Here is a 17178-nt window from a genome sequence, read left to right as displayed (position 1 = left end):
GGCCGAATGTCGCAACCGGTCGGGGCGCTGAACAGCGTCAACCGGACTGAGAGTTTACCCCTATCAACTCGATCGGGACATGCGCCGGTTCTTGCAGTAGAGAAGCTCTCGATTCGCCTGCTCCTCCACCGGGAACGCACGAGATCCTTACGGGACTCGGCCATTCGGCTGGTAAAGGGTCGGACAAAAGAACGGGACCAGTTCTGGCCGCTGCGTGATGTCTCGTTCTCGGTGGATCAGGGTGAGATCCTTGGGATTATCGGGGCCAACGGAGCGGGCAAGAGTACGCTCTTAAAGGTGATCGCCGGTATTATTCCGCCATCGGTCGGACGGGTCGTTGTGCGAGGACGAATCGCGCCTCTCATTGAGCTTGGCGCCGGGTTTGACACGTTCCTGACCGGACGAGAAAACATCTTTCTCTATGGATCCCTTTTGGGATTCTCACAGAAACAGCTCGAACAACGACTTGATCGTATTGTGAGGTTCGCCGAGCTGGAGGAGTTCATTGACGTACCGTTGATGAACTATTCAGTCGGGATGTCCGCCCGCCTCGGATTCGCCATCGCGACGGACGTCGAGCCGGACCTGCTCCTGATTGACGAACTCTTTTCTGTCGGAGATGCCGCCTTCCAGAAGAAGTGCGAGGAGCGGATGGAATCGTTCAAGGCAAAGGGGGTCACGATCGTCCTGGTATCGCATGATCTCAAGCTGATCCAGACAACCTGCCGGACAGCCATCTGGCTCCACCACGGGCGGGTCGCCGGCGGCGGCGCGGCCGACCAGGTGGTCGCGGAGTATCAGAGGTTCAGTGCGTCGTCATCCGTCGGAGGATGATGCGGAGTCACTTCAGGTTCATTTTTCCAGGTACGCATATCCCAGAAGATCACTCGATTGATCCAAAGCGGCAGCCGCTTCCTCATTTCAAAAAAAACACGTTCCGGAAGCAGTGTCCTGGCCGGATACAACACCGTCCGAGCAAGCGGCCACGAGAACCCTTTCAGGCGAGCATAGGCGTGCCAGATCCGCCAGTGGCGCGATGTATAACCGAACGAGCGTTGCGTCACTCCGGACAGCTCCTCGAACAGCCGATCCCGTTGAGCCCACGTCTTGGTTTGAGGGTACTGGCGAGTGTTGGCCAGGGTATGCGGAATCCGATCGATCCGAAACTGACGCCCCAACCGAATCCACAGCTCGTAGTCCATGCAGTACTGTAGGCCAGGATCGAGCCCACCTACGGTCTCAACGGCCGACCGCCGGAAAAAAGCGGCAGGCTGGCATATGAAGCAGGCCTTGGCCAGTCGATGCCGGTCGAAATCCTCGGTGGGATAGACTCCGATCACGCGGTTCCGTTCATCGATGTAGTGGGCATCCCCATATACCATCGCCGTATCCGGATAGGCCGTCAGGTAGCTCACGGCCGCCCTCACCGCGCCGGGCAGGTAGGTGTCGTCAGAATTCAGCCATCCGAGAATCTGACCCTGAGCCAGGCGGATCCCCGTATTGACGGCCTCCGCCTGTCCCCCGTCCGGCCCCGATCTCCAGGTCAACCGCGCATCATAGCTGCGCAGAATCTCAAGGGTCTCGTCCGTAGAACCCCCATCCATGACGAGGTATTCCAGCTTCGGGTAATCCTGGGATAGGACGCTCTCGATGGTCTCTCGAATGAACCGTCCCTGGTTAAACGACGGTGTGATAATCGAGACCAGCGGTAGGTCGCCGGCTATCGTCGTCATGGTTTGAGCGTATGTACAAGTTGGAGCGGCGTCGACATCTTTCGTCCGGGTTTCGGCTAACGGATGAATCCTTCGTCGCGTTCTTGCGCGACCGCTTGACGAATCTCGAGACTTTTTCGAAGGTAGCAGTGGCGGCAGACACTCCGAACGATATCCGAGGTCGGCTTTTCCGCCAGAAGATATGTATCCCGAACTGTCATGGTCCGCCCGCAGAAAAAACAGATATGGGCCCCGACGTACGACTCTGATCGCACAGGGCCTGAGGAAGATTTCCCTTGACAGGCTTTCTCCTGTTCGCTTAAATCATCCCTGTTCATACGCCGACCGATGTGGGGCTGTGGCGCAGTTGGGAGCGCGCGTGACTGGCAGTCACGAGGCCACGGGTTCGAATCCCGTCAGCTCCACCATTTATTCCGCTGATGACCAGTACTGCGTTTCCGCTGAGATTGCCCGTAAATCTCATGTCCTTCGCCTTACCGTCCAACCGATAGTCCGTGCATCGGTTGCACGCCTACGAGCATGAAAAGTTGCAGCAACGCCGGGTTTCTTGCAGGCTTGTCATTGCGAGCGACCAACGGGAGTGCGGCAATCTCACCGTAGTTGCCCCGAACGACTGTGAAAATGCTTCGGCTTCACCTCGCAATGGCACGGGAGACTTTCGGAGCAATGAAGCATACCCCGTTTGCACTCCGATCTTACTACAACAGCAGCACATCGAGAAGGGTGAAACCAAATAGACAGATGCTCAGCAGACCGTTGGCCGTAAAAAAGGCGGCATCAAGCCGCTTCAGACCGTAACGAAAAAGCAATAGGTGCTCATACAGCAGCAGGCCGGCGGCCGATAGAACACCGATCAAATAGAGCGCGCGCAGATCCCAGAGGAACATCAGTATAATGAGGAGCAGCAGGGTCACCAGGTGGAAGACACGGGAAATGCCCATCCCGACCGGTATGCCGAACCTGGCCGGAATCGAATGGAGGCCGGCGCCTCGATCGAAGTCGATATCCGCCATGGCGTACAGGATGTCGAATCCGGCAACCCAGAACAGGACGGCAATACCGAGGACGATCGGCACGACCGCCATCTCCCCGGTGATGGCGATCCATGCGCCGAGGGGCGCCAAGGCCAGCGCCAGTCCCAACACGAGGTGGGACAGAAAGGTAACGCGCTTGGTGTAGGAGTACAGAACCAGCACCACCATCGCAAAGGGGGCCAGCTTCAGGCAGAGCGGGTTCAGTCGGGAGGCGGCGAACAGGAACAGCGCGAAGGATCCGAGCATAAAAAGGATCACCTCGCCGCGCCGCACGAGACCTTGCGGCAGGGCCCGTTCCCGCGTGCGGGGATTGCTCGCGTCAAACTGCTGATCGGCCAGGCGATTCATCGCCATGGCTCCACTCCTCGCCCCGACCATCGCCAGCATAATCCAGAACAGGGTCGACGACGCAGGAACCCCTCGAGCCGCCAGGATCGCACCCATCAAGGCAAACGGCAGCGCGAAGACGGTGTGCGAAAACTTCACCATTTCAAGATAGACGCCGGTTCGACGAAGGGCCGGTTGCAGCAGGTTCACGTCGATTTCTTCCCCACATGAAGGGTGACAATCCCGCCGGTGAGGGTCCGGAACTGTACCTCGAGGAAGCCGACCTCTTCCATCATCCTGGAGAATTCCTGCGGGGTGGGAAACGCGGCAACGGAGGCCGGCAGATACTGATACGCCTGTGCGTCCCCTGAAATCAGGCCGCCTACCCATGGGAGACCGGATTGGAAATAGAGACGATACAGCCACCCGAAGAGCGGTCCCTGCGGTGTGGTAAACTCTAGCACGACAGCGACGCCTCCCGGACGCAGCACCCTCCAGAGCTCCGCCAGCCCGCATTGGCGGTCCTCCACGTTCCGAATGCCGAAGGCGATGGTAACGGCATCGAATGTATCGGCGCGGAACGGCAGCGCCTCAGCGGAGGCGCCCTGAAGCCGAATACGACCGGCCAGACCTTTGCGCGCAACCTTTTCGGTCCCGATACGAATCATCGGCAGGCAGAAATCGACCCCGAGGATCGCCTTGGCGGATGGATACTGCCTTGCCAATTCGAGGGCCATATCGGCGGTCCCGGTGCAGACATCAAGCGCCATCCCGCCCGGGGAAAGACTGGCTTGCGCGACAGCCTCTCGACGCCACACGCGATCGCGCGCGAGACTGAGCAGGCGATTGAGCAGATCATACCGAGGGGCGATCCCGCCGAACATCCGGCGAATAGCGTCGCCCTCTCTTGCCCCCCCACCTGTTCGCATATGATCAATCGTTCCGTTCGGCATTATCGTTGCACGGCCTCTTTCGACCCACTCGGGGAGTTGTATCGAGTTGGTCGACGCCTCTACAAAATAAAAATCCCCCGGCTCGTGATGAGAGGGGGCGGAGGGATGTTCCAACCCGGGTACTCAGTTTGGCGACAGCTTCAAATGCCGTCCCCCGATCGATCCCTCGGACACCGGCGACAGCAGTTTCACCTGATCCCCCTCATGGAAGGTCACGGCCTCCTTGACCCCGTTCAGGTTCGCCACCTCCCACGCAAGTTGCTGATCGCCCAGGATCTCCCTGGCAACAGTCGCAGGCGTATCGCCCTCTTTGGCGACATAGATCCGCACGCGCCGATAGTCCCGCTTTGCGCCGTACACGAGACCGTCAAGGTGCGCCTTGTACTCGTTCACCTTCACTTCGAGACCGCCGCTACCCTGCCCAATGAGAATCGACGCCATCGTTTCGGCCTTGACGACGCGGTCGATCGTCTCCGGATGGGTCCCCTTAAAGCCGTGATAACCCAACGCCTCCAGTCGTTCTTTCATCTTCATGGCATTCAGGAACGCTACCATCTCACCCGGATTATACCCGGCGCGGTAGGCCGTACGGAGTCCAAGCTCATCGGCCTCCAGCTCCGCCTCTCGACCGTACCCCAAGAGGACATGGTCGGAGAGGGCGGCCGACACCTTCGCCCACTCCCCCGTATTCTCGCGACCGCCCGGACTGACGACCATGAGACCCAGCGACAGGATCTGGGCGCCGAACGCCTTGGTGAGCTGTTTCGCCGCATGGCGGGAGGTGACGTGACCAATCTCGTGACCGAGGACCCCTGCGAGTTGGGCCTCGCTGTTCAACATCGCCAGCATCCCTCGGGTGATATAGATATAGCCGCCAGGCAGGGCCATGGCGTTAACCTCCGGGACATCGACGATCTTGAAGCTGTACCGGAAACTGGTGGGTCCGATCCCGACGAGCAGTCGCTGGCCGATCGATTCGACATACGCCTGCAGTTGCTGATCGCGGTACCGTCCGAACCGGCCGAGAATCTCCTGATCTGCCCGCTTGCCGATCTCGTTCTCATCAGCCTCAGAGATGATGCTGATGAAACTATAGGCGTCGCGAGGCCACATATATCCAAGCAAGGACCCCGCAACCAGCAACAAGAAATCGCGTCTGCCCACCCCGTTACAGCACTGCATCACCGATTACCCTCGCCTTGAACGCCTATCGAAGCCTCTGTTCTATTGCCTTTATATTCTGCCTGGCCTTTTGGGCCAACGGACCCTTCGGCTGGTATTTCAGGTAGGACTTATACGCCGTGATGGCCTTACGATACAGGGTCTTGTCGTCAACGCCCAACTTGGCCTTGGTATGGTATGAGAGCCCCAGATGGTAATGCGCCTCGGCGAAGTTGCTCTGGAGCTTGATCGCCTGTTCGTACTCGGCAATCGCCTGATCGAGATCGGCAAACATGCGCTCGTGATACGACACCCCGAGCTCATAATGCGCCTCCGCGGTCGCCGCCGAATTCGCCGCCGGCTTCCGCTCGGCTTCCGACGACCTGCCCTCCACCGCAAGACTTGATCCCTGGAGGACAGAGACGACCAGCAGCAGGCCGGTCGCAAGGCTGTATACGTACCGCTGTTTTCCGCGGCGTTTCGAACTACGCAGGATCAGTAGGGTCATTATACCGCGTGGCGTCGGACCAATGGGGCAAGACGATCAACAGGCAGCGTTTTAGAACACAGACAATTACGCATACAAAATACCATAGCGCACCATCGGAAACTGTTCAAGTCTTTTCCACCCCAGCCATCCTCTCTTCCTCATTCCGGGTCGACGGCTTGCTGCTCAGGATGGCCATCGCATGCGGACCCAGTGGGACCTGTACGGCGGCTCTATTGTTGCGCTGTTCCACCGTTACCCGTTCCTCAGGATCAAGCAGATTGACCAACTGGTGCCCGATAGGACTCAAATGGGCATCGACCGTCACAACGTCGCGCCTCGCCTCGCTGTCGAGGTTCATCGCAATGACAATCTCAGTCTCATCGAGAATGCGCGAGTAAGCGAGCGTACAGCGACCGTCGATCGGGTGTCCGAAATCCGTACCATTGCCGGAGATCTCCCGAAAATACTGCCGGCCGTACCGGAGCGCCGGCTCCCGACCCCTGATCTCTGCGATGCGGGCAATGGCCCGATAGATCGGATGTTCAACGTTAAAGCAGTGATGGCCGACCGTCTCGAAGGCCCCCCACTGGCCGCCGAACATACACTCTCGAACATACCGGTCATGGTCTCCGCCGCCGTCAAACCCCTGTTCCGTTCCGTAGTAGATACACGGAACCCCTTGGCTGGTCAGCAGATAGCCAATGGCCAGAATCGCCTGATTGGGGTAAGGGTTCTGATACATGAAGCGTCGGTAGGGCCTTACCATCTGGTCGTGGTTATCTACGAAGGTCACAAAGTGTTCGCCCGCCGCTCCGTGATCGGCATAGAGTGTTCTGAACCGCTCGTAACGCTCGCGCAGCAGGGCAGGACCACTGAACCCTTTAATCGCCTCCTCCAGCACGAAATAGAGCGGGAAGTCGAGCGCCGCATCAAGGGATGGAAACCGCTCCGTCGTCCCTTCGATGCGACTGTTCCGACCGAGATACCGCTGGATGGTGAGATCGTCTCCCACGATCTCCCCGAAGATGAAGAAGTGATGCTTGCCGATCCGCTTGGCATATTCACGGATCGCATTGCAGAAGATCGCGGCGGCGCTGCTCTCCATATGCTTGACCGTGTCGACCCGGAACCCATCCACATCAGTGACAGCAATCCAGTATTTATACGCATTGATCAGGCTGTTCAATACCGCGGTTTGGTTGATGTCCAGCTCTTTAAGACTCAGGAAGTCGCCGTCAATCGCTTCATCAGCATCATTCCAATTCCTGATCTGTCCCCTTCGCTTGTAACAATCCAGATCCTGAAATTCCCGCGGCCAGACGGCATCGTCTTTCTGCAACCCTGCCGTCGGATCGACCTGCCGCCAAAAACCGAACTCGAACGGTCCCCGCGCCTCCCTCCAGAAGTAATAAGGCTGGTCGCCCGGATACGCCCAGTTGTCTCCGGTATGATTGAGGATGATATCCAAGATGACGTACATCCCCCGTGCGTGGGCCTGCCTGACCAGTTCTTGCAGGTCCTCCGTAGTGCCGAACCGTGGGTCCACCTCCAGGAAATCCTGAATGCCATATCCGTGATAGGTGTCGTTTTTCTCCTGGCGGTTCTTCAACACAGGACTCAGCCAGATCGCGTTCGCGCCGAGCCCCTGAAGGTAATCCAGACGGCGGACGATGCCTTTGAGATTGCCTCCCTGAAACACCCCTCCCTGCTCCGGATCCCGACCCCTGGGAGTGGAAGCAGGATCATAAGCTGGGAGGTTGTGCTGATTGTTGTCGAACCGATCCACCAGGAGAAAATAGATGAACACATCCCGCCAGTCCCGAGGTGATGGAAAGACTTCACCCTGGGGTGTGAAATCCAGCTCATTAACGGATTTCAATCTGTTTACCATGTCTTGATTCTCCATTCCGGGGGCCTATCTTCACGAGCCAGCCAGACGGGTCCAACATGTAGATAGGATCTCCCCACCGCAGAGTGACGATGCATCGGTTGGCGCTTATGGTTTTTCCCCTGACACCAAGAGCCGCTTCGCCTCGTCGATGAGTCGGGCGGCATTTTGCGCTGACACTCCGACCCGCCTCAGTGCCCGCGCCACGTCCTCTGGCGCCGCAGTTGCCAGCTTTTCGACCGAGTCAATGCCAATCTCCGCCAGTTGCCGGGCGCGTCCCTCGCCGATGCCGACAATAGCCGTCAAAGGTGTTGGGGCAGGTGCCTCGATTTTCGATCTTTCTTTTACTTTTATAGGCGTGACGACTCTTGATAAAATCGGGTGAAAGACAATAGCCCGAGACACTCCACGCCCTCCCGGATGGAAAAGCTGTGCTCCGGGGACACGCTTCCCACCGAAACGCACCAAATCAGTTCCACAGGTTGAGCAGCGTCCTACCGAGACTGGTCGTTCAGCTCCGGTCTCCATTGACGTAATCTCTGCCATGGTCCGCTCGCTCTCACAGCACGGACAGAAGCAGCAGTCGTGAGGAGTTTCGCTTGGTTGTCGTCCCGGTGGCGTGGGAGCACACAACCCTTTTTCAGGTATTCGAGGCGGTGCGGCTTCAATTTGTTCAAAACGCACTCGCCAGTTCGACACGGTTAATTCGCCAGGCGCCTGGGCTATGAAGGTCACGGGTACGGGCGTGGCGGTCGAGAATCTCAAGGAGACTTGCTTGATCTCTAGTGTTGTTCCAGACGGTACAGCCAGACGTATTTCGGCTTCAGCCGCCCCAGCAGGCGAAGTGCCGCTCGCAAGCATGGAATCCACGCCGGTCCGCAGGACTTGCAAAACGGTGGGCGAACCGACGAGCGACTGGTCCGCCTTCAACCAACGGAGTTCAATGCTGGGCTTGTCCTTGACCGATGGCCGGATGAGAGCGCGACCTCGGAATTCAAGGCGAAATGGCTGGTCGCCTTTTGCCGGAATGGTCTGCACCAATTCGGCGGTTTCGGCGCCGGCGTTTCTCAATTGAATCCCACCCTCCACAGCAACCACCGTAACGCCGGAAACCGCAGTGGACAGCAGATTCCATCCGGCGAGTTGTCCCTCCTGCCGAAGAGTCAGATCGGCATTGGCCATACTCTCGGTCGTGGCGCTCAGAGAGACCCGGTCAATTCCCGCCACCACCCCTTCGGGCACATTGAAGCGGATCTCGGCTTGCTGAGCGCCTGCCTGGGCCATTAATCGCACGCGATGGAGAACCAGTTGTGGGCGGTGGGCAGCGACACCAACAGCACGAGTGAACGCCTCTGGCTTGATCTTCGCCGCTTGTCGCTCCAATACTTGTATCGGCACTCGATCAGTCTGGATAAGTCCGCAGTCTTTGCTTATCCACATCACCTCCGCCACTGCATCAGACTCCGTCGCGATACCCCAGAAGCTGAAGTCGTAGGGGCACGATTCCGCCACTGGTACGGTTTGGGACAGCACCGACGGCGATGGATTCGCGCCCTTCTGGCGGAGATCAGACAGCTCCCCAAGAACTGCGATGAGATGAAACGGATCGGGCAGACAAAATGGCGTCACCCGGCCGGCGGTCAGATTCCATTCGGCGGGCAAGCGCGCTCCGATCTGGATGAACGCCAAAGAATTGTTATCACCGTCAGTCGTGATGACGTAGATTCGATCGCCTTGCAGCGTTAGGGCTATCGCGGTCTGCGACGCGTTAACGTCGATCGTCCCGGCGGAGCGCTTAGAAACAAGATCAATGATACTAATGTTATCGCTTATGCTATCGCTGCCGCTATTCGCTACATACGCCTTAGCTCCATCTGGGGAGACCACTACCGCGACCGGCTCGGTACCAACCGGAATGGCCGAGCCAACGGCAGTCCCGCGCACCGTATCAATTATGCTGACATTGTTGCTCCCTTTGTTGGCAACCACCGCCCACTTACCATCGGGAGTGAGAGCAATTGCCCTCGGTTCTTGACCCGCTGGGATGGCTGCACCCAGTTGCTGAAGGGTGGCAGTCTCAAAGATACGAACCTCCCCGCTCTCGCCTGCACCATGCTTGACGATCGTCACGTATAAACGGTCCCCATCGGGCGCAACGGCTAGGGCTGTTGGTTCCTGCTGCTGTCCAAGAGGAATCGGGTTACCTATAGCCACTGTGGTCACGTCTTCCAATTTTGGAGCACCTTTGATAACAGCCTGTTCCAATTTTAAGGTATCTATTGCCCGAATGAACCCTTCATTGTATCCAGTGATGTAGTAATACTCCGTCACATATAACCGACCACCGTCAGGGCTTACCGCCAAGGAATTGGCACCGCTTTTCAGGCTGAGAGTGCCGCCTAAAGTTGTGTGCGTGTCCGTGTCGATTACTTGCAGCCGATTAAAGCCGAGTAAATAAGCGCGACCGCCCGCCGGATGAAACACAAGGGCGTTCGGAACACCAGAAATACCGAACGGTTCATCCAACACGGTATTACAGGCACCGTCGACAAGCTGCATGAGGTCGTCAGAGCCAACATAGGCCAATCGACCATCCACACTGATCGCGACTACCGTCGGGCTCACTCCCTGGAGCAACGGAATTACGGTCGGCATCCTGAGCTTCTCACCAACGCGCAGCCATTGTTCAAAGTCTCCGTTGGCCAGGTGTTCGGTCTCTGGACAGGTGGCCGGAGCCACCTTGGTCAGGTATTGATTGAAGGCCTTCGCTATCTCGTCGAAATCCAGCGCGAAATCCACCCGCCCCAAGGGTTGGAAGCGGTCCAGGTTGACACGGATCGCCTGTTCGCCCGCGCCTACCTGGAGTTCGATGGGTATCTCAAACCGCTCCGGCTTCTGGCGCAGGCGGAAGATGGCGCTGGCGGCGCCAGAGATTCCGGTGACTATCGTGTCCCGCCAGGAAAGGCCGCCATCCTTCTTGTGTTGCATCTCCACGATCCCGGCCAAGGCTGGTGTTGCGTTCCAGGCGGTTTGACCTTCGAGAGATTGCAGCACCAGCCAATAGCGCTGGCCTTTTCGAAACTGAAATTCGGTGGGCAAGGCGACACTGACCCAATGTGGTTGACTAGCGGTTTTACCGTCCTGCGCTGTTCCAACAGGGGCGAGCAACTCAAACTTCACCACCCCCGGCAAGAGCGAGACATCGCCCGGTTTGCCGTCCAGGTCTTCGCGCAGGTCCAATTGCAGCTTTACGGTTTGGGTAACCATCATGAAGAGATCGAAGGCCATAGCCTTGAGCGTTTCGGGAGGCAATATGATCTGTGCCTGGGAGATGGCAGGCGAGATTTCGGCGGTACCGGCTGGCGTGACCGCCCCGGTCGGTCCATACACGACGCGGCTGTCCTCGAAGGCCCCTCGAACCTGTGCCGTGACGCCGTTTGGCGCAACGCGCATGTTGGCCGGCACGGCAAGCTGCAACACGTTCTCCTGCGCCTTGGGGAGACTGCTGAAGTCGTAAGGCAAGAGCACTTCGTTCAGTCCTTGTGGCATGACGCTCGCCTCGATTTCATATTCGATCTCCAGGGTGATTTGCAGGCGGGTGATGGTGTCGGAATGAACGGTCACGGGTATCTGATAAAAGCCATTTTCAACCTTCGCCTCGGCGAGGGACGCTTGCAGGACGGCGGCAAAATCGGGAGAGCTCTCCTCCCCGGTCAATTCCCCCAAGTGGGTCCAGAACGGCGGCAGGTCGCCGAGGCGCAAGCTGACGTTGGTGGGGACGGAGCGGATTGTCACGCTGCTGACGTCCAGGCTTCCCGTCGCCCGAGTCAATTTGAACTTGGTCACAAGGAGTCCCGGTAACTTACCGTCGGCAGGCACAGCAAATAGCTTATCGTTGGGAGCCTTGATCGCACCCTTATCGTTGATCTCTACATATACGCCGCCACCCAAGTCCACCTGGAGATTGGCGCCGTCTGGCGGTGTTGGGGGTGTCGTCGCAGTTTTGATATTGGTTCCGCTCACCAAGGCCAGCGTGCGGCGCTTATGGAAATCTACCTCCGCGAAGCCGGCGCCCGTGGTCTTAGTTGCCCCCCAACTGCCCTGCCCATTAGGAAAGGAAATGATCTCCTCGAACAACTGTCCCGCAGCGCTCTTGGTAGGCCTCAGCTTAACGATAGCTTTCGTCACCCGCGCGTCGGCCGGGAGACTTCGCCAAAAGATCGTGCGGTCGCCCTCGAACGGGCTGTCGCTGCCGTCGTAGCGATCGGTCAGTGTCATCGGCCACACCCAGGAATCACTCTGTCGCCCTCCGCTTCTGTCAGACCTTTAACAGCATCATCAGCTTCGCATCTGCGGCGTTAGCCGCGGGGGACCGCAGATCCTTGATCCCAAGGGTATTGAGGTCAAAGTGGACCACCTGGATGTTAGCAGGTGCCACCGGCGGGGGTGCGCCGGAGTAGTTATTTGTCTTCCCGGGTGTCATCTTCAACCAGATATCATTCCAATCCCCCTTCTGATTCAGGTCCTTAACGGTCCTTTTTTCCCCGCAGCACCGGTCAAACCAGGGGGAGTGACAATATTGATCGTCGTCAAACGGATCGTTGGGCGCAGCAAAGAAAGCCTTCCAGAACTCGGTCTCCAGGTCGCCGAGGCTGCTGGTGTCGGTGTACTCAACCTTGTAGAGCGCAAGCAGATCCTTAAACGCGATCCGATACTTGGGGCCGTCTGTCGGCTCGATCTCAACGGATTCTGCGGTGCCGACTGGAGGCGTGAACCGGATCCTATGCTCGCTCGTGTGGTAGAGGAAGAGGTTTACTTCCGCCAAATGCTTTTCATCGTCTTCGGAGCAAACGACCTTGAAAAGCCCCAATTGATAGACATCCACCAATGGGCAGGCCTCAAGATCATGCTTGATCACTTTTTCCTCACCCGCCTTTAACCGCTTAAAGAGCTTGCGATAGCCAGTCCGTGTCGGAAGCTCTTGGCGCGCCTTTTCAAGAATCTCATCCGACAGATCGTCGGCCGTTTTGTTTTCCAACCTGTCTGCATTCCCCGCATTTGGCACCTTGCCGATCTTTTCGATCGCGTCTTTGACCTGTTTTGCGATGTCTTCCTTAATCTTCTTCTGAACCTCATTCCAGTCCTCGGCAGTGACTAGGTCACCGGGATTGCGGTTGATGTAAGGGGTTATTTCGGTAGGCATGTGGGACCTCCTTTCTTGGATTGTTATCGTTTAGTCATCGACTTCGGCTCGGTCTCGTGTCACCGTAGCTTTAACGCCTCTGGCTTTGGCTTGCAGAACGCCCACCGGGCCGGGTTTTAGTAAATCTTCCGTCAGGGCGGGAAGCGTATCGCCGCCCAGCGCGATCCGCCGCGCGTTCTCGAAGCGCGCACCCTGGTAACTCACCGTCACATCAAAGCGGGCCGGGCCGGATTTCCGCGCCGAGACGGCGATGGCGTTGCCCCAGGCTCCGGGCTGGCTGGCGCTCAGCTCGATAAAGCCGGTGACGTCCTTCTCGGCGAGATACAACCGAGCGGATGTCGTATCGCTGCCACCGGCGAGACGGCGCGGTTTACGGAAAGGCATGGTGACTGCCACGAAGCCGATCGGTACGCGATCAACCTGTTTTGCAGTGACCAGCGCTGAACTTGCAATGCGTTTTACCAGAAAATCGGGATCGGTGTCCGGCTCAGTGACTACATCCTTGAATTCCTCGGGCTTATCCCCAGCTTTGGCGAAGCGGGCCTGGTTAAAGCGGCCGCCGAACTGTTCTGGTAGGTCTGCCGGAAGGTTGACCGTAAATGCGCCCGCCCTGTGTTGTAACCAATGGAAGCGGATATTGACCGACGGATCAGGTGGGGCCTCGGCGGAAGCAAAAACGGTAGACTCGGTGCTCGGCGGTGGGCAGGTGAAGCGGCTGACATTGAACACGCCCCACTCGGCGCATGTCTTACCCGCAAAGGACGTCTTAATGATCGGGTCGTGTTGATCCTTGGCGAAACGATCCCGATTGAAGCGCGCACCGCGACAATCCAGGTAAGCCCACTCCGACCGTCCCTGCGGCAACACAAGGGCGGCAGCTTTGTCCGGTCCTTCACCCTCGACTTCACAGCTTTTGTGTTCATCCAACGCCTCAGCCAGGACCTGTGCGTCTGGCACCGGAGTCTTGGAGCCGTCAGCGGCGATGACTTCGGCGCGCAGATTCCCTGCCGGTTCTCGCCACAGTTCGGCACTCTCGCCGGGATGCAGGACGATCATCAGCCGGATGCGCAAACCCTGTGTGTGGTTCACGAACCCCGGCCCCAAAACACCGTGGGGCGCGTTCAACACAATCCTCAAATCGGCCTCCGCCGCGCCGTCGTTCTCGACCGACCAGCGGTCGCCGTGACGCACGGCACGGGACGGTTGCTCGGGTATAGGGTCTTGCGTCGGTTCCGGCGGATATTCGATCAGTTCAAGCGCCCGCAACGGCAATACTTCCAGCCGGCTCTCCTCATCCGTTGTTGGCGAAGTAAGACGCAGGCGATCGTTGTCGGTGCTTGAGGCAAGCCCCGGAACCACTGCGTTGATCCGGCCGACGATCTCATCCAGAAAGGTCGTCGCAGGCGCGGCCCCGGCGATATCGACATCCACTGGTCGCCCACCGTCTACCGACAACCGCAAGAACCTTGCCTCTGCTAGATTGGCTGAGGCGAGAAGATCGATTTCGCCGGTGATAATAGCCGGGGCTGGATCGTTGCCGGTGGTCACATCCGGGATTTCGCCCAAAAGAACCGAGCGCGCATCGCCCTCGGTATAGGGCAAGAGGGCGATGCGGCTGGTAGCGCCGGTAGTGGTCGTTGCCAGAATCAGGCGATTAGCTTCCGCCTTGGCAGTGCCCGGAATCCGTGCGGTCGTCAGTGCAGCTTTGACGTTCTCTACGATCTCTGCCAGCGTACTCTGTTTGGGATCACTTATGCCTTTCGCGCCATCAATGGAAAAGGATTCGCCACCGTTGATGGCAAGGCGTAAGAAGCGGGCAACGCTTAGGTCGGTTGTGCCTAACAAATCCTTGCCCACGACTTCGGCGGATTTGGCGTCTTCACCATGATAAGTGCGCGGCGATGTTATGCCAAAGATTACCTTGGTGCTGTCCGTACCGCTTGGGACCAAGAACTCGATACGGCTTGCACTCCCCGTGGAAGGCGACGCCAAAATCAGGTGTTTGCTGTCATGGTGGGCGACAATCTTGTCGAACTTAAGGTTGATTGCAATTACGATCTCGTTCAACGTCTTGTGGATCGGCGCGGCTTCCGTCAGCGGAATCTCAAGCTCGTCGCCATCGACACGGAGTTTCACCGCGGCGTTGGCGGGAAGATCGATGCCGGCGCTCAGATCGATGACGCCGGTGAACGTGACGCGGCTGGCATCGCGGCCCCGGAAGGTCGCCGGCTGCGCTCCAAGCAAGATATCGACCGCGTCGCCAGGGTTCGGCTCAAATTGAATGCGGCTGCCACCACCCGCACTGGGTGAGGTCAGAATCAGATGCCCGCCATCACGGCTGGCTACAGAAGAGTGGAGTTCGCTATTGATCTTGCTCACGACCTCATCGACCAATGTTGCCCTGGGTCGCGCCCCGGAACAGTCGACATCCACAGCAGTGTCCCCGTCGATGGACAATCTGAGAAAACGCGCCTCGCGCAGATCGACGCCGCGGCTCAAGTCGGTCATGCCGACCACGCGGGCGGCCGTTGCGGGCGTTCCTTGCGCTTCTTTGGAAAAGAATCCAAACACCGCCTGGGCTGCATCGTCGGTGGTAAAGGCGCGGGTGACGAATCGCCGGTGACGGATTACCGTTAATGGCTTGATGATGATCTGGCTTGCCTCACCCGTAATCTGCGAGGTAAGGATGATGTGGTGACCATCGTGGGAGGCAACGTCCTTCTTCAGCGTCGTGTTGATCGCCTTGGCGATTTCGTTGGGCTTGACCGTGCGCGCGTCGACCGCTTCTCCGTGCGCGTTCACTTCGACAGGCTCGCCGCCATCGACGGCGATCTGAATGGCATGCAGGGCCGCCAGGTCGACGCCAACGCTCAAATCTGGCGTTCCGACTAAACCGGCGTTCGTCGCGTCGGAGCCTGTGAATATCCTCGATGAGACGCCGAAGAGGATCTCCGCAGCGTCCTCATCCGGCGGCAAGGACTCAAACACGATTGAGCTGGCAGGACCGGCTGTCGGCGAAGCCAGATGGAGAAAACGGCCGTCATGGAAGGCGGTTCCAAGACCCAGTTGAGCTGTCAGCGCGGCTGTGATCTCACTGAGAAGGGTATTGGCCGGATCGTTGCCCGCGCAGAAAACGGTGACCGGCGGGCGGCTGTCCACCCGAATACGGAGCCTCGTACGGGTGCTCAGATCCACACCGCGGCTCAGGTCGTGGATACCGACGGCTTCTGCCGGTCGCGCATCCCGTCCTGCACGAAAGGTTTCAATCGGACCGAAGAGCCGTGCCTTCGCATCCTGAGCCGCCGCCGGCTGGAACGCGATGCTGCTGTTGAAACCGGAGGTTGGCGAGGTCAGGATGAGGTATTTGCCGTCATGCGACGCGACATCCGGTCCCAAGGCTTCGTTGATCGCCTGCTTGATCTGCTCAAGCTGGACGGCGGTGGGATGGCTTGGGTCGGCTGCCTTTGCGGCGCAGTCCACCTCGGCGAGATGCTGACCGTCGATAAGCAGACGGAGATAGCGCGCCTCACTCAAATCGACTTCGCCGCTCAAATGCGGCTTACTCGTGATCGCAGCCTTGGTCGCAACAGTGCCGCGATAGCTGTGGGGTAGAAGACCTAAGAGCCGTGGCGCGGCATCGTCCGGAATCTCCTGTACCTCCAGCCGGCTGGCAGCGCCCTTGGTCGGCGAATGGAGCACAAGACGCCCACCGTCTTTGCTTGCCGCGCCGCTCACCTGGGCGTTGATCGCCTGCTCAATCTGCTCTAGCGTCGTCAGCCCCGCGAGGTCGATATCCACAGGCGCCGCAGCGTCCAGCTTGAGACGGAGCTTAGCCCCGCCGCTCAGATCGACACCGCTGCCTAAATCGACCTTGCCGACGATTCGAGCGGGTAGGATCGCTTGACCTTTCGCGCTGGCTGCATCGACCCCGAACAAGAGTAGGGCGGCGTCATCACCTCGAGGCTCGACAGTGATCAGCGTCTCGTTACCGCGCGTCCACCAGGCATCCATTTGATCGTAGGCGTCGGCGATGTGGAGTCCCAGCGCTTCCGCCGTTACCCGCAGGATCCCCTGCGCCGTCACCGTGCCATCAAGGAATGTGCGCACATAACGTTTGAGGTGTTCGCGGAATTCCTCCACGCTCTCTTCGGGCCGCGGGGCCAGACCATACAATGCGGCGATGCGGGCCAGGTCGTCGATCAGCTCAGCGCCCCGGTCGGCGTGATCTACCCAGTGGGCGAGCATGAGCGCCGCCAGGCTGTTTTCCGCCTGCAATAATTCGTTGCCGAAGGCATCCGCCACCGAATACAGCGCCGTGGGCTTCGGCAAAGCCCGGAAGGTGGACGGCAGGTAACTGAGGATGCGATCGGTCTTAGTGGGCATGCCCTG

Annotated in this window: 11 protein-coding genes and 1 tRNA gene; 2 read left to right on the top strand and 10 right to left on the bottom strand. The window is 58.7% G+C overall.

The genetic code is table 11. The annotated features are described in order from the left end of the window. Positions 1-6 precede the first annotated feature (6 nt). A complete protein-coding gene (locus tag C3F12_08815; GenBank protein ID PWB46146.1) occupies positions 7-834 on the top strand; it encodes a teichoic acid ABC transporter ATP-binding protein in 828 nt (275 codons plus the stop codon). Here C3F12_08815 and C3F12_08810 read toward each other — a convergent pair. Further along, positions 798-1733: a glycosyltransferase gene (locus tag C3F12_08810; GenBank protein PWB46145.1), complete on the bottom strand. Its 936-nt coding sequence runs from the start codon at positions 1731-1733 to the stop codon at positions 798-800. The genes C3F12_08815 and C3F12_08810 overlap by 37 nt on opposite strands. Before the next feature lie 56 nt (positions 1734-1789). After that, positions 1790-1987 (bottom strand): hypothetical protein, encoded by a 198-nt coding sequence (locus C3F12_08805; GenBank protein ID PWB46144.1) that lies wholly within the window; start codon positions 1985-1987, stop codon positions 1790-1792. Positions 1988-2064: 77 nt separating this feature from the next. Between C3F12_08805 and C3F12_08800 the strand changes: the two genes are divergently transcribed. Further along, positions 2065-2140: transfer RNA gene (locus C3F12_08800), tRNA-Ala, on the top strand. Between the two features lie 291 nt (positions 2141-2431). On the opposite strand, the gene C3F12_08795 is transcribed toward C3F12_08800, so the two are convergent. From C3F12_08795 to C3F12_08760, 8 genes are all read right to left on the bottom strand, one after another. Beyond that, the gene (locus tag C3F12_08795; protein PWB46143.1) at positions 2432-3304 is read right to left on the bottom strand and encodes a 4-hydroxybenzoate octaprenyltransferase; all 873 of its coding nucleotides are present in this window, start codon (positions 3302-3304) and stop codon (positions 2432-2434) included. Next, complete coding sequence (locus tag C3F12_08790; protein PWB46411.1) at positions 3301-4023, bottom strand: bifunctional demethylmenaquinone methyltransferase/2-methoxy-6-polyprenyl-1,4-benzoquinol methylase UbiE; 723 nt, start codon at positions 4021-4023, stop codon at positions 3301-3303. The genes C3F12_08795 and C3F12_08790 overlap by 4 nt, the downstream gene beginning before the upstream one ends. A gap of 147 nt (positions 4024-4170) precedes the next feature. Beyond that, a complete protein-coding gene (locus tag C3F12_08785; GenBank protein ID PWB46142.1) occupies positions 4171-5229 on the bottom strand; it encodes a hypothetical protein in 1059 nt (352 codons plus the stop codon). Positions 5230-5254: 25 nt separating this feature from the next. Continuing rightward, positions 5255-5716: a hypothetical protein gene (locus C3F12_08780; GenBank protein ID PWB46141.1), complete on the bottom strand. Its 462-nt coding sequence runs from the start codon at positions 5714-5716 to the stop codon at positions 5255-5257. Positions 5717-5822: 106 nt separating this feature from the next. Beyond that, the gene (locus C3F12_08775; protein ID PWB46140.1) at positions 5823-7604 is read right to left on the bottom strand and encodes a hypothetical protein; all 1782 of its coding nucleotides are present in this window, start codon (positions 7602-7604) and stop codon (positions 5823-5825) included. A gap of 90 nt (positions 7605-7694) precedes the next feature. Further along, a complete protein-coding gene (locus tag C3F12_08770) occupies positions 7695-11864 on the bottom strand; it encodes a hypothetical protein (protein ID PWB46139.1) in 4170 nt (1389 codons plus the stop codon). A gap of 40 nt (positions 11865-11904) precedes the next feature. Continuing rightward, positions 11905-12789 (bottom strand): hypothetical protein, encoded by an 885-nt coding sequence (locus C3F12_08765; GenBank protein PWB46138.1) that lies wholly within the window; start codon positions 12787-12789, stop codon positions 11905-11907. Between the two features lie 30 nt (positions 12790-12819). After that, a complete protein-coding gene (locus C3F12_08760) occupies positions 12820-17172 on the bottom strand; it encodes a hypothetical protein (GenBank protein ID PWB46137.1) in 4353 nt (1450 codons plus the stop codon). Positions 17173-17178 lie beyond the last annotated feature (6 nt).

Source organism: Candidatus Methylomirabilota bacterium, from assembly GCA_003104975.1.
Classification (GTDB): Bacteria; Methylomirabilota; Methylomirabilia; order Methylomirabilales; family Methylomirabilaceae; genus Methylomirabilis.
Note: the sequence above shows the minus strand (reverse complement) of the source record. Positions and strands in the feature narration are given on the sequence as shown.

What these genes read in the sequence shown, in the direction of transcription:
- C3F12_08815 (PWB46146.1), top strand. Translation starts at nt 7, where the DNA reads ATGTCGCAACCGGTCGGGGCGCTGAACAGCGTCAACCGGACTGAGAGT.
- C3F12_08810 (PWB46145.1), bottom strand. Translation starts at nt 1,733, where the DNA reads ATGACGACGATAGCCGGCGACCTACCGCTGGTCTCGATTATCACACCG.
- C3F12_08790 (PWB46411.1), bottom strand. Translation starts at nt 4,023, where the DNA reads ATGCGAACAGGTGGGGGGGCAAGAGAGGGCGACGCTATTCGCCGGATG.
- C3F12_08785 (PWB46142.1), bottom strand. Translation starts at nt 5,229, where the DNA reads ATGCAGTGCTGTAACGGGGTGGGCAGACGCGATTTCTTGTTGCTGGTT.
- C3F12_08780 (PWB46141.1), bottom strand. Translation starts at nt 5,716, where the DNA reads ATGACCCTACTGATCCTGCGTAGTTCGAAACGCCGCGGAAAACAGCGG.
- C3F12_08775 (PWB46140.1), bottom strand. Translation starts at nt 7,604, where the DNA reads ATGGAGAATCAAGACATGGTAAACAGATTGAAATCCGTTAATGAGCTG.
- C3F12_08770 (PWB46139.1), bottom strand. Translation starts at nt 11,864, where the DNA reads ATGACACTGACCGATCGCTACGACGGCAGCGACAGCCCGTTCGAGGGC.
- C3F12_08765 (PWB46138.1), bottom strand. Translation starts at nt 12,789, where the DNA reads ATGCCTACCGAAATAACCCCTTACATCAACCGCAATCCCGGTGACCTA.
- C3F12_08760 (PWB46137.1), bottom strand. Translation starts at nt 17,172, where the DNA reads ATGCCCACTAAGACCGATCGCATCCTCAGTTACCTGCCGTCCACCTTC.